Source organism: Bradyrhizobium niftali (assembly GCF_004571025.1).
Lineage (GTDB): Bacteria > Pseudomonadota > Alphaproteobacteria > Rhizobiales > Xanthobacteraceae > Bradyrhizobium > Bradyrhizobium niftali.
In genome coordinates this window covers 67,528-87,533 of record NZ_SPQT01000017.1, presented here as the reverse complement: position 1 = coordinate 87,533, position 20,006 = coordinate 67,528, and the positions used below count along the sequence as shown (strand labels likewise).

At 64.3% G+C, this 20,006-nt stretch carries 17 protein-coding genes and 1 pseudogene; 9 read left to right on the top strand and 9 right to left on the bottom strand.

Annotated features, from left to right (window positions below):
• Positions 1 to 42: 42 nt before the first annotated feature.
• Both fghA and E4K65_RS26850 read right to left on the bottom strand, forming a co-directional pair.
• Positions 43 to 888, bottom strand: a complete 846-nt coding sequence (gene fghA, locus E4K65_RS26855; protein WP_135176674.1) for an S-formylglutathione hydrolase — start codon at positions 886 to 888, stop codon at positions 43 to 45.
• A 78-nt stretch (positions 889 to 966) separates the two neighbouring features.
• On the bottom strand, positions 967 to 1,587 hold the full coding sequence (locus tag E4K65_RS26850; protein WP_092188016.1) for a response regulator: 621 nt from the start codon (positions 1,585 to 1,587) through the stop codon (positions 967 to 969).
• A 210-nt stretch (positions 1,588 to 1,797) separates the two neighbouring features.
• Here E4K65_RS26850 and E4K65_RS26845 point away from each other — a divergent pair, with 210 nt between their 5' ends.
• From E4K65_RS26845 to E4K65_RS26830, 6 genes are all read left to right on the top strand, one after another.
• Entirely contained in the window at positions 1,798 to 3,156 is a 1,359-nt protein-coding gene (locus E4K65_RS26845; RefSeq protein WP_167771177.1) for a histidine kinase, read from the top strand.
• A gap of 149 nt (positions 3,157 to 3,305) precedes the next feature.
• The gene (locus E4K65_RS26840; RefSeq protein ID WP_135176672.1) at positions 3,306 to 5,777 is read left to right on the top strand and encodes a TonB-dependent receptor; all 2,472 of its coding nucleotides are present in this window, start codon (positions 3,306 to 3,308) and stop codon (positions 5,775 to 5,777) included.
• Between the two features lie 135 nt (positions 5,778 to 5,912).
• On the top strand, positions 5,913 to 6,212 hold the full coding sequence (locus tag E4K65_RS47540) for a hypothetical protein (protein WP_027546491.1): 300 nt from the start codon (positions 5,913 to 5,915) through the stop codon (positions 6,210 to 6,212).
• A complete protein-coding gene (locus E4K65_RS47535) occupies positions 6,209 to 6,442 on the top strand; it encodes a hypothetical protein (protein WP_027546492.1) in 234 nt (77 codons plus the stop codon). The genes E4K65_RS47540 and E4K65_RS47535 overlap by 4 nt, the downstream gene beginning before the upstream one ends.
• A gap of 289 nt (positions 6,443 to 6,731) precedes the next feature.
• Positions 6,732 to 6,899: a hypothetical protein gene (locus E4K65_RS47530; protein ID WP_165448169.1), complete on the top strand. Its 168-nt coding sequence runs from the start codon at positions 6,732 to 6,734 to the stop codon at positions 6,897 to 6,899.
• A gap of 60 nt (positions 6,900 to 6,959) precedes the next feature.
• Positions 6,960 to 7,367 (top strand): hypothetical protein, encoded by a 408-nt coding sequence (locus E4K65_RS26830; RefSeq protein ID WP_135176671.1) that lies wholly within the window; start codon positions 6,960 to 6,962, stop codon positions 7,365 to 7,367.
• A gap of 137 nt (positions 7,368 to 7,504) precedes the next feature.
• Here E4K65_RS26830 and E4K65_RS26825 read toward each other — a convergent pair whose 3' ends face one another.
• From E4K65_RS26825 to E4K65_RS26810, 4 genes are all read right to left on the bottom strand, one after another.
• Entirely contained in the window at positions 7,505 to 9,277 is a 1,773-nt protein-coding gene (locus E4K65_RS26825) for a S8 family serine peptidase (protein WP_135176670.1), read from the bottom strand.
• Positions 9,278 to 9,296: 19 nt separating this feature from the next.
• Positions 9,297 to 9,755 carry a hypothetical protein gene (locus E4K65_RS26820; RefSeq protein ID WP_135176669.1) on the bottom strand — a complete coding sequence of 153 codons (459 nt, stop codon included), beginning with the start codon at positions 9,753 to 9,755 and terminating at the stop codon, positions 9,297 to 9,299.
• Positions 9,756 to 9,824: 69 nt separating this feature from the next.
• Positions 9,825 to 10,610: a hypothetical protein gene (locus E4K65_RS26815; protein WP_135176668.1), complete on the bottom strand. Its 786-nt coding sequence runs from the start codon at positions 10,608 to 10,610 to the stop codon at positions 9,825 to 9,827.
• A gap of 536 nt (positions 10,611 to 11,146) precedes the next feature.
• The gene (locus E4K65_RS26810) at positions 11,147 to 11,914 is read right to left on the bottom strand and encodes a M48 family metalloprotease (RefSeq protein ID WP_167771176.1); all 768 of its coding nucleotides are present in this window, start codon (positions 11,912 to 11,914) and stop codon (positions 11,147 to 11,149) included.
• A 630-nt stretch (positions 11,915 to 12,544) separates the two neighbouring features.
• Here E4K65_RS26810 and E4K65_RS26805 point away from each other — a divergent pair.
• Positions 12,545 to 12,814 (top strand): annotated as a pseudogene (locus tag E4K65_RS26805) (family 1 glycosylhydrolase); the annotation flags it as partial.
• Between the two features lie 91 nt (positions 12,815 to 12,905).
• Here the strand turns inward: E4K65_RS26805 and E4K65_RS26800 are convergent.
• From E4K65_RS26800 to E4K65_RS26790, 3 genes are read right to left on the bottom strand one after another with little or no spacing between them, the layout of a single operon-like run.
• Complete coding sequence (locus E4K65_RS26800; RefSeq protein WP_135176666.1) at positions 12,906 to 13,931, bottom strand: ABC transporter permease; 1,026 nt, start codon at positions 13,929 to 13,931, stop codon at positions 12,906 to 12,908.
• Complete coding sequence (locus E4K65_RS26795) at positions 13,928 to 15,445, bottom strand: sugar ABC transporter ATP-binding protein (RefSeq protein ID WP_135176665.1); 1,518 nt, start codon at positions 15,443 to 15,445, stop codon at positions 13,928 to 13,930. Before E4K65_RS26795 ends, E4K65_RS26800 begins: the two co-directional genes overlap by 4 nt.
• Positions 15,446 to 15,474: 29 nt before the next feature.
• The gene (locus E4K65_RS26790) at positions 15,475 to 16,428 is read right to left on the bottom strand and encodes a sugar-binding protein (RefSeq protein WP_135176664.1); all 954 of its coding nucleotides are present in this window, start codon (positions 16,426 to 16,428) and stop codon (positions 15,475 to 15,477) included.
• A 445-nt stretch (positions 16,429 to 16,873) separates the two neighbouring features.
• Here E4K65_RS26790 and E4K65_RS26785 point away from each other — a divergent pair, with 445 nt between their 5' ends.
• Both E4K65_RS26785 and E4K65_RS26780 read left to right on the top strand, forming a co-directional pair.
• Positions 16,874 to 18,334 (top strand): GH1 family beta-glucosidase, encoded by a 1,461-nt coding sequence (locus E4K65_RS26785; RefSeq protein WP_135176663.1) that lies wholly within the window; start codon positions 16,874 to 16,876, stop codon positions 18,332 to 18,334.
• 224 nt (positions 18,335 to 18,558) lie between these two features.
• Positions 18,559 to 19,791: an acetyl-CoA C-acetyltransferase gene (locus tag E4K65_RS26780; protein WP_135176662.1), complete on the top strand. Its 1,233-nt coding sequence runs from the start codon at positions 18,559 to 18,561 to the stop codon at positions 19,789 to 19,791.
• Positions 19,792 to 20,006 lie beyond the last annotated feature (215 nt).

Sequence of the window (20,006 nt, the reverse complement as noted above, 5' to 3'; positions counted from 1 at the left end):
GATCTTCTCCCTCTCCCCGCAAGCGGGGAGAGGGAGAAGACATCACCCCTTCAATCTCTCCGCATGCCAGTTGAGATGATCGCCCATGAAGGTCGAGATGAAATAATAGCTGTGGTCGTAGCCGGCCTGCCGTCGCAGCGTCAGCGGGATGCTCGCTTTCGTGCAGGCGGCTTGCAGCAGCTCCGGCTTGAGCTGCTCCTTCAGGAAATTGTCGGCATCGCCGACGTCGACCAGGAAGCCCGAGAATTTCGCGCCGTCCTCGATCAGCGCCACGGTGTCGTGACCGCGCCAATTGTCCTTGTTCGGCCCGAGATAGCCGGTCAGCGCCTTGATGCCCCAGGGCACCTGCGACGGTGCCACGATCGGCGCGAACGCGCTCGCGGCGCGATAGCGGTGCGGATTGCGCAGCGCCACCGTCAGCGCACCGTGGCCGCCCATCGAATGGCCCATCACCGACTGCCGCCTGGCATCGACCGGAAAGTTCTCGGCGACCAGCTTCGGCAGCTCGGCGGTGACGTAGCTCCACATGCGATAGTTGCGTGCGAACGGCTCCTGCGTCGCGTCGACATAGAAGCCGGCGCCCAGGCCGAAATCATAGGCATTGTTGGGATCGCCCGGGACGTCCGGCCCGCGCGGTGAGGTGTCGGGCGCGACGAAGATCAGGCCGAGCTCGGCGCAGGCTTTGCGGAATTCACCCTTCTCGGTGACGTTGGCATGCGTGCAGGTGAGGCCGGACAGATACCAGACCACGGGAAGCTTGGCGCCGTCCGCATGCGGGGGAACGTAGACCGAGAACACCATGTCGGTTCCGGTCGCCTGGCTCGCATGGCGGTACACGCCCTGCACGCCGCCGTAGGATTTGTTGGTCGAGACAGTCTGAATCGTCATGCCCTAAGCTCCAGTGGCACTTAACCACATCAACATTGCAACGCTCGTGTGACCGAATGTGTGGCGGCCGCCCGCGCGTCAGGCGACGCCGCTGTCGATCGCCAGCCGCACCAGCTCGACCGAGGTCTTGACCCCGAGCTTCTGGCGCATGATCGACGAGGTGTTGGCGACCGTCTTGTAGGACGACTGCACCAGCCAGGCGATCTCGGACAGGCTCTTTCCGGCGCTGAGCAGCCGCAGGATCTCCATCTCGCGCGCGTTCAGCTTGGACAGCGGGCTTTGCGCCAGCGCCGGCCCTGCGAAGGCGATGCTGCGCGCGATCGCGCTCGGAAGGTAAGTGCCTCCGCCTCCGACGGTGCGGATCGCCTCGACGAGATCGTCGGGGTCGCCGGTCTTGGAGACGTAGCCCTTGGCGCCGCACTCGATCGCGCGCGCGGCGAAAGCGGGGTCGTCGTTCATGCTGAACATGATGATGCGGGCCTCGGGCGCGCGCTCGAGGATGCGGCGCGCCAGCTCGAAGCCGGAGACGGTCGGCAGGTTGATGTCGATGACGCAGAGGTCGGGGCGCTCGACGATGAAGACGCACTCGCCGTCTTCGGCGTCGGCGGCCTCCAGGATCTCGATCTCGCCCTCGTCGGCCAGCACGGCACGGCAGCCGGAGGCCACGATGGGATGATCGTCGACGATCAGAATGCGCATAGGCGTTCCCCGCGACAGCGCGTTCCCCGTGATAGAACCTGCCTGTTTTGCGCCGCATGATACCGGACAGGAGAACCACGCGCGTCTCATGTCGCCTCATGCAACCCGGCCGGGATTGCTGTACGCTTTCGATTAGATATCGGGCGCTTCGCCTCTGTCAACGTCATCGGACAGGTGCGGGCCAGGCTTCGCGAGGCACAGGCGACACCAATGTGGCAAAATCTATCCTTGCGCGCGCGCATCAACCTGCTGCTGGCGCTTTTGCTGGCGCTGGGGCTCGCCGTCAACATCGGCCGCCAGGTCACGGAGGCGGGGCCGCGGGTGCAGGCCGAGGACCAGAGCGTGATCCGGCTCGCGCGCGAATTCATCGAGATGATCGTCGCGGACCTGAACGAGGCGCCCGATCCGGATGCGAGGCTGAACCAGATCGCGCGCGATCTCAGCCGGCTGCGCCATGTCAGCATCGCGCTTCACGATTCCGGCGGGAACCCGCTGACGCCACCCCGGCCCGACGCCGATGACGATACGCGCGGGCCGCCGGCCTGGTTCGTCAGCCTGGTTCATCCCGAGCAGACCGCGGTCAGCGTGCCCGTCTCGATCCATGGCAGGCCCGGCTCGCTGCGGATCACCTCGCATCCGGACGACGAGATCGCCGAGATCTGGGACGGCATCGTGACCCAGCTCGAGGTCGGCTCGGTGATCGCGCTCGCGCTGTTCCTGGTGATGATGAATGTGGTCGGCCGGGCGCTGGCGCCGCTCCAGTCGCTGGCGGAGGCGATGACCGAGCTCGAGGGCGGGCACTATGAGGCGCGCGTCGCGCCGGGCGGCGCGCCCGAGCTCGCGGCGATCTGCACCAAGCTCAACCATCTTGCGGCAACGCTCGGTGAGGCGGTCGAGGACAAGCGGCGCCTTGCCGAGCGCGCGGTGTCGCTCCAGGACGTGGAGCGCAAGGAGATCGCGCGCGAGCTGCATGACGAGTTCGGGCCGTATCTGTTCTCGCTTCGCGCGCATGCCAGCGCGCTGGCGAAGCTCGCGGACGGGCGGGCGCCGAGCGCGGAGGCGGTGCGCAAGCACGGCAGCGCCTTGCTGGAGCAGATCAACGCGCTGCAGCAGTTCACCCGCCGCGTGCTGGAGCGGCTGCGTCCCGTCGGCCTCGCCGAACTCGGCCTCGACCAGGCCCTCGAATCGCTGTCGCGGCTGTGGCGGGAGTCGCATCCCGACGTCACGATCCAGACCACGATCTCGTCCGGGCTCGGGGCGACCGGAGAGACCGCCGACCTCACCATCTACCGCGTCGTGCAGGAGGCGCTCACCAACGTGTTCCGCCATGCCGGCGCGACGGCGGTCAATGTCGTCATCGAGCCGGCAGAGCAGCTCACGCGCGATGGCCGCTGCTGTGCCCGGGTGCGGGTCAGCGACAATGGCCGCGGCATGGAGCCGGGCCAGAAGCTGGGCTTCGGCCTCGTCGGCATGCGCGAGCGGATTCTGGCGCTGGGCGGCACGCTCAACGTCGTCTCCGGCGACGGCGGCTTGACCGTCGAGGCGCTGGTGCCGACGGCGGCGACCTGATCGGGAAAAATTCCCGATTTCGTCGGGAAAACGGGTGCGGATATCGCCCGATCTTTTGTGGCTGGCGCGTGAGCTGCCGCCGAATACACTCGTCTCGACCAAACGGCGAAAAATCAAAACAGCCGGCGGTCACGGATGGGAAGGCTGGGATGGGCACGCGTCTTTGGTTCAAGCGTCGTTTGTGGATGGCCTCGGTTTCGACGGGGCTGCTGTCGGGCCTGGTCTTTGCGGGCCCTGCCGGGGCCGCCCAGGACGAGGAGACCAACGTTCAGAACCTGCCGCCGGTCGAGGTGACGGCACCGCCGCCCGCGACGACAAGGCGCAACGTGTCGTCGCGGCCGGTGGCGCAAGCGGGGGCATCGTCGTCGAACCGCCCCAAGACACGCATCTACGTCTACCCGACCGCGCCGGGCACCGGCAGGGGTCTCGATGTCGACAAGGTTCCGTCGGCGATCAACGCGGTCGATGCCAACCAGATCAAGCGAACCGGCTCGCTCAACGTCACCGACGCGCTGCGCGACAACATCGCCGGCGTCAACATCACCGAAGTCACCGGCAATCCGTTTCAGCCGGATGTCGAATTCCGCGGCTTCGTCGCCTCGCCGGTGACGGGCACGCCGCAGGGCCTTGCCGTGTACCAGAACGGCGTCCGCATCAACGAAGCCTTCTCGGACGCCGTCAACTGGGACCTGATCCCGACCGCCGCGATTAGGTCGGTGACGCTCGTGACCAACAACCCCGCCTTCGGCCTCAATGCGCTGGGCGGCGCGCTCAACCTGCAAATGAAGGACGGCTTCACCTATCAGGGCGCCGAGCTCGACGTCATGGGCGGCTCGTTCGGCCGCATCCAGGGCGCGGCGCAATGGGGCAAGCAGATCGACAAGAATTACGGCGTCTACGCCGCGCTCGAAGGCCTGCGCGATAATGGTTTCCGCAACTTCTCGCAATCAACCGTGCGGCGCTTCTACGGCGATGTCGGCTACAAGGCCGGCGACAGCGAATTCCACGCCAACATGGGGGTGGCCAAGAACGATTTCGGCGCCAGCGCCACCGTTCCGGCCGAGTTGCTCGACAAATATTGGGGCGCGACCTACACGACGCCGCAGACCACCTCCAACCGCGTCGGCTATCTGAACCTTACCGGCAAGGTCGATGCGACGCCGACCTGGACGCTCGAAGGCACCGCCCATGTGCGCCGGTACGAGCAGAAGCTGGTCGATGGCAACCCGACCGACGTGCAGGAATGCGCGATCGCCGGTCTGCTGTGCTTCGGCGACGATACGACGCCGGCGAATGGCACGAACGGCGTGCAGCTTGCCAATCCGTTTCCTTCGGGGACCATCCTCGGCGAGATCGACCGCAGCTCGATACGGTCGATCACCTTCGGCGTGTCGGGGCAGGCCACCAACACCGATCAGCTGCTCGGGCACGACAACCGCTTCGTGGTGGGCGCAACCTATGACGCCAGCGTCACGCGCTACGACGCCACCGCCGAGATCGGTTCGATCGGAGAAAACTACGTCGTCAGCGGCAGCGGCGTCTTCCTTGGCGCGACCGGCACGCCAGCCCCCGTTGCCGGTCCCGTCTCGCTGCGGACCGTCAACCAATATAACGGCCTGTACGCGATGGACACGTTCAACATCACCGATGCCTTCGCCGTCACCGGCGGCGGCCGCTTCAACGTGGCGCGCATCACGCTGGAGGACCAGCTCGGCACCGATCTCAACGGCGATCACACCTTCACCCGCTTCAATCCGGTGATCGGCGGCACCTACAAGATCACGCCCGAGCTGACCGCCTATGCCGGCTATTCCGAGGCCAATCGCGTGCCGACGCCGCTCGAGCTCGGCTGCGCCGATCCAATCCGTCCCTGTCTGATCGCGGCGTTTCTCGTCTCGGATCCGCCATTGAAGCAGGTCGTGTCCAAGACCGTGGAAGCGGGCCTGCGCGGCAGCAAGGAGCTGAACATCGGCACGCTCGGATGGAAGATCGGCGGCTTCCGTGCCACCAATTATGACGACATCGTCGCCGTTCCTGCGGTCGGACGCACCGGCTTCGGCTACTTCTCCAATGTCGGCCGGACCAGGCGGCAAGGCCTCGAGGCCGAGGTCAACATCAAGTCGCCCACTCTGCAATTCCAGGCGAGCTATGCTTTCGTCTACGCACGCTTCCTCGACGCGCTCGAACTCGGCTCGGAGAGCCCGTTCAGGGACCCTGTGACCGAGACCATCCACGTCTCGCCCGGCAACCAGATCCCGGCGATCCCGCGCCACCGCGTCAAGCTGGGCGTCGACTACAACGTCACCGACGTCTGGAAAGTCGGCGGCAATGCGCTGTTCGTCTCCGGCCAGTATCTCGTCGGCGACGAGTCCAACCAATACACGAAACTGCCGTCCTATACGGTGTTCAATCTCCACACCTCGTACCAGGTCACCAAGAACATCCAGCTCTACGGCAAGGTCGACAACATCTTCGACAAGCGCTACGCGACCTACGGACAGTTCTTCGACACTGGTGCCGTGCCCAACTTCACCAATGGCGGCAACGCCTTCACCGACCCGCGCTCGCTGAGCCCGGCAAGGCCGCGCGCGTTCTATGCGGGGATGCGGGTGACGTTCTGAGCTCGGCGCGGCGAAGCGGATCTACCTGTCGCCCAGCCTGTCATGGGTGTCGGCATCGGCCCGTTCTACCTTAGGCCGATTGACACAATGTTCATGATTTGTTCTTATGCTGGCCGTCCAGCCAAGGAGCGAGCCATGGACAACCGCATCAATGAAATCCGCAGAGTCATCAGAGCGTTACGTGTCAGCATGCGTGAGGCCGAAGCGATCATGCATGAACAGATCAACCGGGACGAGGACTGCACTTTCGTGGCCCACGAGGTCATGAAGATGCGCACCGTGATGAGCGGGCTTGTCCAGGAGCGGGCCGCGCTTGGTGACACCGACCCGATTGTCGTCGCCAGCCTCTTCATTCCCCGCCGGCGGCCAACGCCGCCGCGCGGCCATGTCGAGAAGCGCCGTCTTGTCCCGCCGCGAGAGGTGGCACAGGCATGAAGGGCGAGAGGCCGACCTACTTCTCCGACATGCAAGAGCCGCCGGAATTCCTGAAGGCGCTCGATCATGCGCGGCGCCTGTCATGTTACGAAGGCTGGTGCCGGATGCACATCGAGGCCATCCAGGTCGCGATCGATCAGTATGCGGAGGCGGCTCTCGGCAATCGGGAGTTCTTCCTCAACAAGCCGCACAGCATCGGCGGGAGTCGCAAGGCCGGCGACGTGCCGTGAGGTCAGGCATTCGCTCGGGCCTCTCAGGATGCGGCGCAGCCGGCCGCCTGCGAGCTCGTCGGCCACGATTTCCTGCGGCATGAAAGCGATGCCCATGTCGAGCAACGGTCAACAACAGGGCGGAGGCCATCCTGCCCAGCCCGTCAGCCAGGGAACCGTCCTATGCGGCCGCACTGATGGCGGCGTCCGACCGCACGCGTTAACCGTTCAGAAACCACAGCAAATGATCCGAAAATTTTAACGAAACTGTTCGGCTGTCTCCGCGTCGGTTTACCGGAGGGCCCGTCTGATGACAGAGCACCAGTTGAGAGAACAGGAATCCCGGATCGCGCGTTATCGGCATCTGGAACGGGAAGTGACCGACCCGCTTGCCGCGTGTCTGCTTCATAGCATCATCGAGGACCTTGAAGCCGAGCTGCGCAGGGACCGACCGGATTGGCACGGGCCGCGCGATTAACGCTTTCTTAGCGCTAATGGTGCGGATTGTTTGCGGGGGAATACCAGGGAGACGCCTCCCATGCTGAAGGATGGCACCTACACGGCGTGGTACAAGACGCCCCTCGATCAGGGGACCGGTATCGTCCATGTCGCCGACGGCCAGATCTGGGGCCGTGACAGCCTGATGACGTATCACGGCTCCTGCAAGGTCGACTGCGATCGCTTCACCGCAACCGTGTTGACGAAGCGTCATACCGATGGACGTGCGACGGTCTTCGGCATCGATGATGAACTCACGCTGGACATCGAGGGACACTGCCCCGGCAAGATCGCGACTTACACGGCGACGGCACAACAAGTGCCGGGAATGATCCTGCAGGGAACGCTCATTCTGACGGAACAGCAGCAGCCGGCACCTGAACAAGCCGGACAGGTCCCCGCGTTCAATCCCAGCAAGCTTCCAAAGCTGCCGAAGCGCTCGCGCTGATCGCGGGAGCCATTGCCGGCTGGCCGGGGCGCCCGCATCCATATGTCGCGGCCCTTGCAGCGCAATTCTGCATCCGGCGCGGGCCCTTATGCAGGCTTGGGCGCGACGTTCTAGGACTGCGGGGTCCCGATCATCCCCTAAGGTCCTTCCGCTAGACCCGCGAGCGCCATGGCTGCTCTGAGTTCATGCACCGTCGCTGTTTCCGCGCCGGTAGCCTGGAACGCCAGAGGGGCCGGATTCAGCGGAAGCCGCGTCACGTTGGCCGGGCCGCGCGGCGGCTCGAATCTCATCGCCTGGCTTGCGCTGAATGGAATCCGATCGAGCTGCCGAATAGCGTTGCGCATTTCGCGCAATCCGGCATTCAGAGGCATGGCGAGGGGCCGCTGATCGGATCGGACGCCGAGTGCGCGGGCTGCATCCGGCAACCCGGCCCCGGTCTGCCATGGATGGCCAATGGGCTGCGCAGTATCCTTCAGAATTTGGAACAGCCGTTCGACCCGGTGGCCATCCTTTGCGGCGAAGCTGCCCTTGAAGTCGGCGTGGTCGGCGAGGATCAAGGCTGCAAGCGCGGCGACGTAAGCCGCTGCAAGCGAGGTGCCGTCGCAGACCGCGTAGCCGTCCGGCGACTGGCAGGCAATGACGGCAACACCGGGCGCGCACAGGTCGAGTTCGGACCCGCGGCAGGAAAACGGCGGTACAAACAACCCACCCGCCGCCGCAGTGGCGGCTGCGGCCTGCGCCGCCTGGAGACTGTCTTCCGGGAAGCTTCCCACCTGTCCGACCGCACCGACCGCTACGACATGCGGAGAACAGGCCGGAAACAGTATGCCCTCTCCGGAGTTGCCGGCGGCAGCGATGATGCTGACGCCTTGCTGCTTGGCCATGGCAATGTGCTGCTCAACCAGCACGGAGCCGCGCTCGCAACCGACTCCGATGCACGCCACGTCGATGCCGTATTGCAGGCAATCATCGAGCGCCGCGATCAGGTCGCTGCAACGGGCATCTGGGGGAAGCTTGCAAACATGCAGCTCGCTGTCCGGGGCGTAGCCGCGGATGCCGTAATCTGCCTGTGCTGCCGCATTGATGATGCCTGCGCAAGGTGTGCCGTGGCCAGTGACGTCCTTCGACCATAAGCGATCTTCGCCACTTCGGGCATCGATACCGTGCTTGATGTGCGCCAATTGCTTGTGGCTGGTCGTCACGCCGCTGTCGATGAGCGCGATCTTGACGTCGGCTCCACGGCAGTGGTCGGGAACCTGACCGAAGCGCATCGCTTCGCCGCCCCAATCCAGCCGGCCGGGTAGCGGCAACGGTTTCAGGGTGAGGGTGTTCACCGCATCGGCCTCGATATAGGGCTGCTGTTGCCACAAGCCCCAATGGCCGGAGCGTGGGCTGACGAAAATGGCGGCGACTGTTTCCGGCACTTCGTCGCGCAGCGCAAGATCGACGTTGCCATCACGGTCCGTCCGTCCTTGAGCTGACGCCTGCCCGCCAACGAGCCGTACAATTGCCTGTTCCACAGGCGCTCCGGCTTCACTGAGGACCCGGATCGTCACCGTCAAGTCCGGCCCGAGCGCGGTCATCGTCGTGGTCGGGATCAAAGAGGAGGTTGGCCCGGCAAAGGATGCTGCTCGCAGATGGCTGTCCGGCTCGATGATAAGGCTACCTCCCGTGGAACGGCGCAGGGCCTCGGCGGTTTCGTCAGGCATGCGCACGATCGCAATTGGCGGGCCGCTGACGCCGCGCTGGTCGTGGGTCCACAGGATGTTGCCGAACCGATTCAATTGTTCGGCCAGCGTTTGAGCACTGATGCCGGCGCCCGCTGGCGCGATCATGTATTGAGTGGTGCGCACTGGCTTGCGTCGATTGTCGCTCGAGGTCGGTCGCGCATCATCTGGACTTGTTGCCATGGCGTGGCCTCCGTTGATTTCAGTGGATAGAAGATTGCGTGCGATCGATCGAAGCCTGTCGCGGTAACGGAAGGCGGGGATCGGCTGCGCGGGCGGCTTCGATCGCGCGATAGGCGAAATAGATCAGGTTGAAGGCCTGCGGAAAATCCCGCTCGGTAAACTTGTTGGCTGCCTGGGTGACGATCGAGACGCAGTTTTCCAGGCCCGCATGCTGTGCCGCGTTGGCCTCGAGATAGGAGGAGAGCGAGCGCAGCGATTCCGCGATCATGTCTCCGATCATGTTTTCCGCAGCCTGATGATCGAGCACCGGGTTCGGCATCAGGAAGTTGCCGGGCATGGTTCGGAACGGCTGCTCGAACGGTTGCGACTGCAGGCGCAAGAGCAGCGGCATCAAATTGCTGAGCAGGCCTACGAGCTGCTGAATGTCTGAGGAGTGGCGATGTGACGCGGATGCCGCGGAGGGATTGGAATCCGACATGAGGGTTCTCCTTCGGAGGATGCGCGGCGCGACCGCCGCTTTTGGCGGCGGTCGCGCCTTACCGCGCGGTCAGATCATGCGCTGCTGGCCGTAGGCCTGAAGGTTGCCGATGACCTGGGGTATGACGCCGATCAGCTGGCGGGTGATTTCGGCGACGTCTTGCTGCGTCAGTTGTCGCTGCTGGCCCAAGCCCGTCTGACCGCCGAATGCCGCTTGGAACTGCGGCGCGCCGAACTGCGAACCCCACATCTGCGCTGGCTGAGTCTGCGTGGGATAGCCAAGACCGAATTGACCGGGGCCTCCGAATTGACCCTGACCGGGACCGCCGTGCATGGCCGAATGCTGCATTTGGGGCTGGTTTTGCAGCATTCCCACGATCTGCGGCACGATGGGCAGGATCTGCCGCACGACCTCGCTCACGTCTTGCGGACTTAGCTGCCGCGGCGCCTGGCCGTAAGCCGCATAGCCCATTCCTGCGAACGGAGTCTGAGCCTGCGCGAGAATTTGAGGCAGCGCCGGTATTAATTGCCGCACGACCTCGCTCACGTCCTGCTGCGAAAGCTGGCGCTGTTGTCCGCCCCAAGTCTGCTGAGCCGGCTGCTGACCCCAGCCCATTTGCCCGCCCCCGCCGGGGCCATATCCAGACGCGCCAAAGGTTGGCTGACCGCCGAACTGTCCGTATTGCTGTCCATAGGCCGCCTGGCCCAATCCAAGGCCGCCTCCTCCATGCTGTTGGCTGCCTTGCTGTTGGCCGCCTTGCGAACCGAATGCTCCCGGTCCCCATTGCTGCGGACCGGACTGTCCGAATGGTGAACCTTGCGCTTGGTTCTGTTGCGGGGTGTCATAATACGTCATCGCTTGGTCTCCTTGCGATGGTGGTGCCCTCAGCCCAAGATTCTGCCAAGGCCGGTCGCATGCGCGACCCCTTCGCTGGCAATAGCGGTTCGTCACGCCGGTGCGACGGCGTTGGAGCTTCAAGTTCGAATGCTTGGCACGGAAGTCTCGGCCGCAGGCAATGTCGCCCGCCTGGGAGGCGCGAGATGCGTCCCCTCAAGGTGACAAGCCGACGGTGAGATGTTTTAGAGCGGCAAAATCATTGCCGTCGAAAAAGGTGGGAGCGGATTTTCCTCGCTGGCACGATGGCCAGCCATTTATCATTTATGTCTCACGTCCGCTCGAACGCTTGGCAATTACGCTGGTTTCTCCCCAGTGCTGCAATGAGCAGAGACGCGGAAAACGTACTCACGTCGAAATAGTTTCGCGAAAGCGCGGCGATATTTTGGCGGCGATCAAACTCCGCAGAAATTTCAAGCCGCGCGGATTCTTCGTCAGCACTCTTTGCCTGGTCAGCGAGCCTTCCGATGTGCGCAGATGCTCACTTAAGCGAGTGCTTAATAGGCGAGGTTGAGCAATGTGCCGACGCGCTCGGAGGTGGCGGGATGGCTGCGAAGCAAGTGCATCGGATCATGCACGAATGCGGACGTGCGGCTTGGTGCGGACCCGGTGTGATGGCGCTCCAGCTTGTCGAGTGCGGCGATCAGCGCTCGCGAGTCGCCGGTCAGTTCGAGCGCCGTTGCATCTGCATCCAGTTCGCGAACTCGCGACAGAGCAAGTCCAAGGAGCTGGCCGAGAGCTGGTGCTGCGCTCAGCAGCATCGCCAATGGCCGGCTTGATGTCATGCCACCGTGATGATGGCCGGTTCGCAGCAACGCGAGACCAGCGAGCGAGGTCCAATCGATCGCGCGTCGCAACGCTGTCGCCCAACCCATCGTCCAGGCATCATTGTTGCGGATATGAGCGACTTCATGGGCCAATATCCCGGCAACTTCGTCGCGCGTCATGCCGCGTAGCAGGCCTTCGGTTAACACGATGGCACTGCGTTCCGGTCCGCCGAGCGCATAGGCATTCATGTCGCGCGGTGCCGGCAGACAGTAGAGATCCGGTAATCGCACCAGCCCGGCCCTGCTGCAAACTTTTGTCAGAACGGCGAACAGGTCCGGCACCTCCGCAGGGGACAGCAGGCGGGCGCCGAACCAGCGATACACGTTCTCGCGCGAGATGACCGTTTCGTCGGGACGGGGCGTGCTTCCCAACAGCGCCCGCTGCATGCCCTCGGCTCCGCCGACGCTCCAGCCGCAGACGGCGAGCAGCAATGTCATGGCAAGGATCGCCAATTGAGATGATTGATGGTTCACAGTCTGATGGGCGTGCCGCCGATGCCGTAACCGCCACTGGTCTCTCGAGCTCAGCTCGATACGGCATCGTAGGAAGAGGCCTGCCTCTCCCGACGGCCAATGGATCTCCACGGCGACGGCAGGGCCACACCGTAAAACGCGCAGCATCTCCCGCGGCGCATGGCGCACCAGAGCGAACGAAACGCTCGGCGTGAGGTCGGCAGCGACATCTTGGCCGTGCCGATCACCACGCAACGCCATCGGGCTTACGCCAGCGTGAATCACCCTTGTCCCCTCGTGCGCGTTCAAAGCAAAAGTTACGGATATCCCGGTGCCATGTCATGCGAGTTTCATGCCGTGAACACAGGAAATCCCGGTATCCACACGGGGGCATCCGATTCGCTTCGGTGTGAACCGTCTAGATGAGACCTCGGGAACCGGGTTCCATTCAAGCTAAACAATGGTTTGGTTCGATAACGCCTTATCGGCGCTCCACGTCGGGGACGACAGATGTGAGCGTCGGTTGCAGTCGTGACAACCAGGGACACTGCTTCTCAAATCGGCCGGAACTCGTCATTGTGCCGGTCCGAAACCAAGAGAAGTGGAGCAGCATCAATGTCGGACAAGGTCTCGCGTCGCCAGTTCGCGAAAATCGCGGGGCTGTCCGCAGCCGGAATGACAGGTCCGCTCGAGCTCGCGGACGCCAAGCCGGCGGCAGCGGCCTCGCGCGACAGCGGCTTTCCCGTCGGCTTTGTCTGGGGCACGGCGACCTCGTCCTATCAGGTCGAGGGCGCGGTCAACGAGGACGGGCGAGGGGCCTCGATCTGGGACAGGGTCGTCCGCATTCCCGGCAAGATCGAGGACGGCTCGACCGGCGATCGCGCCAAACCACGCGAAGCGTCATGTCGGCGCTGCGCGGCAAGCTGCCAGGAGATGCTGAAGAGTAGGCCCAATCTGGCGCGAGACCGTCCGTCCCTCACTCCACCTTCACCCGCTCGAGCGGCGCGGCCGCCACACTCGTCTGCCCCCGGCCTTTGGCCGGGCTCACGTGGTGTCGTCGCTGCACAAGATACTGATCGGCGAGCACGCCGATCAGAATCACCGCGCCCATCACTGCGAAGTTCAGAGAGCTCGGGATGCCGAGCAGATTGACCAGGTTTTGCAGCACCTGGAGCAGCACGGTGCCGAGCACGACGCCGATGATCGAGCCTTCGCCGCCGCGCAAGGAGCAGCCGCCGAGCACGGCCGCGGCGATGGCATAGAGCTCGTAGAAGGAGCCGTGCACGGCCGGCGAGATCGAGCGGGTGTACATCGCGAACAGGATGGCGGCAAACGCGGTCAGTCCTCCGCAGATGACATAGGCCGAAATCATCACGCGCTCCGAGCGGATGCCGGAATAGCGCGCCGCCTCCTCGTTCTTGCCGACCGCGTAGAGATATCGGCCGAACACCGAGCGGTGCAGCAGCACCCAGGCCACGCCGGCGACGATGACGAGCGCTATCACGCTGTGCGGCAGCGGAAAGCCCAGCACGTTGGTGCGGCCCGCGGTCAGCCATTCCAGGGTCGGGAAGCTGGCGCCGAAGCCGAAGCCCGCGGTCGCATCCTCGGTGTAGTAGCGCGCGGCACCCCGATAGATCAAAAGACCGCACAGCGTCACCACGAAGGGCTGGATGTGCATACGGGTGACCAGCGCACCGTGCACGAGGCCGATGACGAGGCCGCCTGCGATGACCGCGGCGACGGCGATGACCCAGTTGACGTCGTGATTGACGATGAGATCGATGAAGATAACGCCGAGCAGCGCGATCACCGATCCGACCGAGAGCTCGATCCCGCCGATGATGATGACGAAGGCCTCTGCGATCGAGAAGATGCCGAACATCCCGACCTGGTTCAAAGTATTGGAGAGATTGCCGACATAGAGGAAGCGCGGATTGATGAAGGCCACGACCGCTCCGACGACGAGGATCAGGACCAGAAGGCTCAGATCTTTCTTGTTCAAGGCACCCTCATCTCAACCGCGTGGCCGACGGCCAACTGGAGCACATTGTGTTCGCTGAACTGGCTGCGATCAAGGAAGCCCGAGATCGCGCCCTCGTGCATGACGGCGATCCGGTCGCTGACCCCGATCACCTCCTCCATGTCGCTCGAAATCATCAGGATCGCGACGCCGGCGTCGGCCAGACGGCGCAGCATCTCGTAGATCTCCTGCTTGGCGCCGACGTCGACGCCGCGCGTCGGCTCGTCGAAGATCAGGACCTTCGGACGCATCGACAGCCATTTGGCGAGCACGACCTTCTGCTGATTTCCGCCGGACAACGAGCCGACGGTGGTTCCGACGTCGGGCGCCCGGATATTCAGCCGCTCGCGTTGCGTCCGCGCATTCTCGGTCTCCTGCGCGGTGTTGACCAGGAAGAAGCGCAGATAGGACGACAAGTCCGGCAACGAGATGTTTTCGGCGATGGATACGTCGAGCAAGAGCCCGCAGCCCTTGCGGTCCTCCGGGATCAGGTAGATGCCGTGGTCGATCGCCGCGCGCGGGCTCGCGACCCGGATTGGGTCGCCTTCGAGCCTGATCACGCCGCCGCGCAAGGGATCGACACCAAAGATCACCCGCGCCAGCTCGGTGCGGCCGGAGCCGACCAGGCCTGCCAGCCCCAAGATCTCGCCGCGGCGAAGCGACAGGCTCACCGGGCGCTCCGGATAGGTGTCGGTGACGGCCTCGACTATGTCGAGCACAGCCTCGCCCGGCGGGGCGGCCGGCGGTACGTAGAGTGATTTAAGGTCGCGTCCGATCATCAGACGGATCATCGCCGCAGGAGATAGCTCGGCACGGGTCAGCGCACCGACCATGCGCCCGTCGCGCAGGACCACCGCGCGGTCGGCGCATTGCATCACCTCGTTGAGGCGGTGGGTGATGAAAATGATGCTGACCCCGTCGGCCTTGAGGCCGGCGATGACCCGCATCAGCCGATCGGTCTCGGACAGCGTGAGGCTCGAGGTCGGCTCGTCCATGATGACAAGGCGCGCCTCGAGCGACAGTGCCTTCATGATCTCGACGAGCTGGCGCTGTGCCAGCGACAGATCGGCAAGCAGCGCGTCCGGTGCGAAATCAGTCCCCAGGCGGTCCAGCAGCGGCTGCGTCCTTGCGTAGAGCGCCTTGCGGTCAATCAGCCGCAGCGGCCCGCCATGCACGGGCTCGCGGCCGATGAACACGTTGCCGGCGACGTCGAGATTGTCGAAGAGATTGAGCTCCTGATGGACGAAGGCGATGCCCGCGGCGATCGCCTCAGCCACCGTGAGCGCGCTCCGCTCGGCGCCATCGACGCGGATCGTGCCGCCGCTCGGTTCGACGACGCCGCCGAGCACCCGCATCAAGGTGGACTTGCCGGCGCCATTTTCGCCGATCAGCGCGATCACCTCGCCCGGCGACACGGCAAGGCCGACGTGGTCGAGTGCGACCACGCCGGGATAGCTCTTGCTGATATCGACCAGTTCGAGAAACGGCTCAGGCATTGACGCTTGCGGGCAACGCCGCACGTCTCCTACTTCTTGAGCATCGTCTTCATCGAGGCCATGAAGTCGTCGACATTGGTTTTGTCGATGACCTTGCCGGGAACGATGATGATGCCGTTGGCGGGCACGCCGGACTTGTCGCCCTCGATGTACTTCGCCATCAGCTTCATGCCCTGATAGCCCCACTCGAATGGCTGCTGCACGACCGTGCCGGAGATGGCGCCTTCCTTGACGCCGCCGAGCGTGATCGGATCCTCGTCGAAGCCGATGATCTGGATCTTGTTGAGCTTGCCGGCCTCCTTCAGCACTTCGTAGATACGCGGCGTGTTGTAGGAGTAGAAGCCCACCATGCAGCTGATGTCCGGCATGGCGGCGAGGATGTCCTCGACGTTGCGCTTGGCGCGGGTCTGGTCGATCTCGTCGCCGCGGACGTCGACGAGCTCGACCTTGGAGCCCTTGATCGTCTCCTTGACGCCCTCGATGCGCTCGCGGGCATTGTCGGCGCCGGGAAGGCCGACGAAGCCGACGCACTTGCCGCCGTTCGGCAGCGCCTTGAGCATGAGCTTGCCGGCGTCCTTGCCGAGATCGACGTTGGAAGAGCCGATATAGGCGATGCGCTTCGAGTTCGGCGCGTCGCTGTCAGTGGTGAACAGCAACGCCTGCGAGGCGATCTTGTTGAGATGCTCGACCTGATTCTTCGGATCGACCGCGCTGACCATGATGCCGGCAGCGCCAGCCGCGACGAGGTCGTCCATCATGCGCTGCTGGACGGCAGCCGCCGCCTGCTCCGGATATTTGAGCTGGAGGTCGTAATTGGGCAGCTCGCCCTGGGCTTTCTTCACGCCGGCCTCGGCGATCTTCCAGAAGTCGGACGCGCCGTTGACGACGAAGGCCAGTACCTTCTTGTCCGCCGCGACGGCCGAGCCGGTACCCAGTGCAATTGCGAAAGCAACAGATACACCTGCAACCAAGAGTCGCTTCATTACCATCCTCCCTTAGGTGGCCGGCCCTTGATGCAGGCCAACTCTGCTTGAGCGCATGCCCCCTCTCCACGGTGCACGCGGAACGGCCGCCATCCGCTTCTTTTGCGGCGGTGGCCCGTCAACGGGCAATCCGCGAGGTGAAATGAGGCGCGTACCTCAGCGTAGCAGAAGCCCACCACGCGTGCAAATTGAAGGCGGAATACGCGACGGGGGACCGCAGTGCTCGGCGCCGCACCGCCGACCATCGTGCAGGCAAGGGGGCGCAGCCGCATATGGTTGCATCGCAATATTTGAAGTCAGGGAATTGTCAGGGAACCCTGGACGACCCGGCATGTCGCGACACCGGCAGCGCAATTCTGCATCCTCAAGCTTCGGCGCCGGCGCTTTTCAAACCGGTTGCGTGCCGTCATTGTGCCGCCGCATCAATCATCTCGGGGCAATATCAATGTCGGACAAGGTCTCGCGTCGCCAGTTTGCGAAAATCGCGGGGCTGTCCGCTGCCGGGGTAGCAAATCCCTTAGTCGCCGACGCCAAGCCGGCGGCTGCGGCCTCGCGCGACAGCGGCTTTCCGGCAGGCTTTGTCTGGGGCACGGCGACCTCGTCCTATCAGGTCGAGGGCGCGGTCAACGAGGACGGGCGAGGGGCCTCGATCTGGGACAGGTTCGTCCGCATCCCCGGCAAGATCGAGGACGGCTCGACCGGCGATCGCGCCAACGAGCACTATCACCGCTACAAGGACGATATCGCGCTCATCAAGGAGCTCGGCTGCAAGGCCTACCGCTTCTCGATCGCCTGGCCGCGGGTGTTTCCCGACGGCGACGGCAAGCCGAATCCTGCAGGGCTCGACTTCTACAATCGCCTCGTCGATGAGCTGCTGAAGAACGGCATCGAGCCGTGGATGACGCTCTATCACTGGGACCTGCCGCAATCGCTCCAGGACCGCTTTGGCGGCTGGCGCTCGACGGAGACCTGCAAGATCTTCGGCGACTATGCCGCCTATGTCGCCGAGCGTTTGACCGATCGCGTCAAGAATGTGTTCACGCTGAACGAGAGCGGCCGCTTCGTGCACTTCGGCTATGGTATCGGCATCGATGCGCCCGGCGTGACGCTGCCGCAAGCAGAGGTCAACCAGGTCAGGCACAACAGCGCGCTCGCGCACGGGCTTGCGGTGCAGGCGGTGCGCGCCCATGGCCGCCGCGGCACGAGGGTCGGGCCGGCCGAGAACATCGACGTCTGCGTTCCCGCGATCGACACGCCCGAGCACGTCCGTGCCGCCGAGATCGCGCTGCGCGAGATGAACGCCGGCTATCTCAACGTCATCATGACCGGCAGCTACACCGACGCGTTCCTGAAATACGCGGGCGCCAATGCGCCGAAATACACCGATGCCGAGCTGAAGATCATCTCCTCGCCGGTCGACTTCCTCGGCCTCAACATCTACGCGCCGCAGCACTATGTGGTGCCGTCCGACCAGGGCGCCGGCTTCATGCCGCTGCCGATCCCGAAATCCTTCCCGCACATGAACTCGGATTGGCTCCGCGTCGCGCCGGAGACGATCTACTGGGTGCCGAAGCTGGCTGCCAAGATATGGAAGACGGATGCGATCTATATCAGCGAGAACGGCACCTCCGGCGACGACGTGGTGACGCCCGACGGCAAGATCTACGACACCGACCGCATCATGTACCTGCGCAACTATCTCGCCCAGCTCCAGCGCGCCACCGCCGAAGGCGTGCCGGTGCGCGGCTATTTCCTCTGGAGCCTGATGGACAACTTCGAATGGGTGTTCGGGCTCAGCAAGCGCTTCGGGCTCTATCACGTCAATTTCGACACCCAGGTCCGCACGGCAAAGCTCAGCGCGAGCTACTACCGCAACGTGATCGCAAGGAACGCGGCGGGGGTGTGATTGCTCCCTCGTGTAGAGGTCGTCATGCCCGGGCTTGTCCCGGGCATCCACGTTCTTCGTGCCGTGCGGCGAGGCGTGGATGGCCGGGACAAGCCCGGCCATGACGTCGCAGAGGCTTTCGCGCAGCGGAAAATCCGGGTGAGGGGCGCAAAGGTCCCGCATTGACTCCACTCTTCCCGTTATTCAAAACCGTCCTCAACACTCATAACAAGAGGACAACGCCAATGGCTGATGCGCTGATCATCGATGCTTGCAGGACACCGCGGGGCGTCGGCAAGGCCGGCAAGGGAGCGCTCTCGGGCATTCATCCGCAGCAACTGGGCGCAACCGTGCTGCGCGCGCTCGCCGATCGCACCGGCATCAATACGGCCGACGTCGACGACATCGTCTGGGGCTGCAGCGCGCAGGTCGCCACCCAAAGCGGCGATCTCGGCCGCATGTCGGCGCTCGATGCCGGCTACGACGTGCGCGCCAGCGCAGTGACGCTCGATCGCTTCTGCGGAAGCGGCATCACCAGCGTCAACATGGCCGCAAGCTCGATCATGGCGGGCGCCGAAGACCTCGTCATCGCCGGCGGCTGCGAGATGATGTCGATGGAGGGCCGCCGCGGTGGCGGTCCGATGATGATGGATGGCGGCAATCTGCGCCTGCGCGCGCGGCATCCGCAGTCGCATCAGGGCGTCTGCGCCGATGCGATCGCGACCATGGAAGGCATCACCCGGCGGGACGTCGACGCGCTCGGGCTGGAGAGCCAGAAGCGCGCCGCGCATGCGATGGCGAACGGGCACTTCAAGAAGAGCCTCGTGCCCGTTCATCGCGAAGACGGCAGCCTTGCGCTCGACCACGAAGAGTATCCGCGGCCGCAGACCACGATGGAAGGCCTCAGCAGCCTGAAGCCGGCTTTCCCCGCCGTTGCCGACTATGCGCTCGACGACAAGGGCACCACCTATCGCAGCCTGATCCTGCAGAAATATCCGGACCTCGACATCGACTTCGTGCACCATGCCGGCAATTCGTCCGGCGTCGTCGACGGCGCCGCCGCGATCCTGCTGGCCTCGCCCGCCTACGCCAAGGCGCACGGCCTCAAGCCGCGCGCCCGCGTGGTGGCGATGGCAAACATGGGGGACTCGCCGACCTTGATGCTGAACGCGCCGGTGCCGGCGACGCGCAAGGTGCTGGCGAAGGCGGGGCTGACCATCGACGACATCGACCTGTTCGAGATCAATGAGGCCTTCGCGGTGGTGGCGGAGAAATACATCCGCGACCTCAAGCTCGACCGCGCCAAGGTCAACGTCAATGGCGGCTCGATCGCGCTCGGCCATCCCATCGGCGCGACCGGCTCGATCCTGATCGGCACCGTGCTCGACGAGCTCGAACGGCGCGACCTCAAGCGCGGCCTCGTCACCATGTGCGCCGCCGGCGGCATGGCGCCGGCCATCGTCATCGAGCGCATCTAACCTTCTTTCTTCACCTCTCCCCGCTTGCGGGGAGAGGTCGGATCGTCTCGGCGATGCAATCTAGCCTTATTTTTCAGGGTGAATCGCGACCGGCCTTGCACAAAGAGGCCGGTCGTCGCTTGTCGAAAGCAGCGAATCAGCTTTAGCAAGGCTGCGTGCGGGCCTTTGAAACAAGGTAAAATCCGCTGCCAGAGGCTCCTCCCGCTCCGGAAGTA

What these genes read in the sequence shown, in the direction of transcription:
- fghA (WP_135176674.1), bottom strand. Translation starts at nt 888, where the DNA reads ATGACGATTCAGACTGTCTCGACCAACAAATCCTACGGCGGCGTGCAG.
- E4K65_RS26850 (WP_092188016.1), bottom strand. Translation starts at nt 1,587, where the DNA reads ATGCGCATTCTGATCGTCGACGATCATCCCATCGTGGCCTCCGGCTGC.
- E4K65_RS26845 (WP_167771177.1), top strand. Translation starts at nt 1,798, where the DNA reads ATGTGGCAAAATCTATCCTTGCGCGCGCGCATCAACCTGCTGCTGGCG.
- E4K65_RS26840 (WP_135176672.1), top strand. Translation starts at nt 3,306, where the DNA reads ATGGGCACGCGTCTTTGGTTCAAGCGTCGTTTGTGGATGGCCTCGGTT.
- E4K65_RS47540 (WP_027546491.1), top strand. Translation starts at nt 5,913, where the DNA reads ATGGACAACCGCATCAATGAAATCCGCAGAGTCATCAGAGCGTTACGT.
- E4K65_RS47535 (WP_027546492.1), top strand. Translation starts at nt 6,209, where the DNA reads ATGAAGGGCGAGAGGCCGACCTACTTCTCCGACATGCAAGAGCCGCCG.
- E4K65_RS47530 (WP_165448169.1), top strand. Translation starts at nt 6,732, where the DNA reads ATGACAGAGCACCAGTTGAGAGAACAGGAATCCCGGATCGCGCGTTAT.
- E4K65_RS26830 (WP_135176671.1), top strand. Translation starts at nt 6,960, where the DNA reads ATGCTGAAGGATGGCACCTACACGGCGTGGTACAAGACGCCCCTCGAT.
- E4K65_RS26825 (WP_135176670.1), bottom strand. Translation starts at nt 9,277, where the DNA reads ATGGCAACAAGTCCAGATGATGCGCGACCGACCTCGAGCGACAATCGA.
- E4K65_RS26820 (WP_135176669.1), bottom strand. Translation starts at nt 9,755, where the DNA reads ATGTCGGATTCCAATCCCTCCGCGGCATCCGCGTCACATCGCCACTCC.
- E4K65_RS26815 (WP_135176668.1), bottom strand. Translation starts at nt 10,610, where the DNA reads ATGACGTATTATGACACCCCGCAACAGAACCAAGCGCAAGGTTCACCA.
- E4K65_RS26810 (WP_167771176.1), bottom strand. Translation starts at nt 11,914, where the DNA reads ATGACATTGCTGCTCGCCGTCTGCGGCTGGAGCGTCGGCGGAGCCGAG.
- E4K65_RS26795 (WP_135176665.1), bottom strand. Translation starts at nt 15,445, where the DNA reads ATGCCTGAGCCGTTTCTCGAACTGGTCGATATCAGCAAGAGCTATCCC.
- E4K65_RS26790 (WP_135176664.1), bottom strand. Translation starts at nt 16,428, where the DNA reads ATGAAGCGACTCTTGGTTGCAGGTGTATCTGTTGCTTTCGCAATTGCA.
- E4K65_RS26785 (WP_135176663.1), top strand. Translation starts at nt 16,874, where the DNA reads ATGTCGGACAAGGTCTCGCGTCGCCAGTTTGCGAAAATCGCGGGGCTG.
- E4K65_RS26780 (WP_135176662.1), top strand. Translation starts at nt 18,559, where the DNA reads ATGGCTGATGCGCTGATCATCGATGCTTGCAGGACACCGCGGGGCGTC.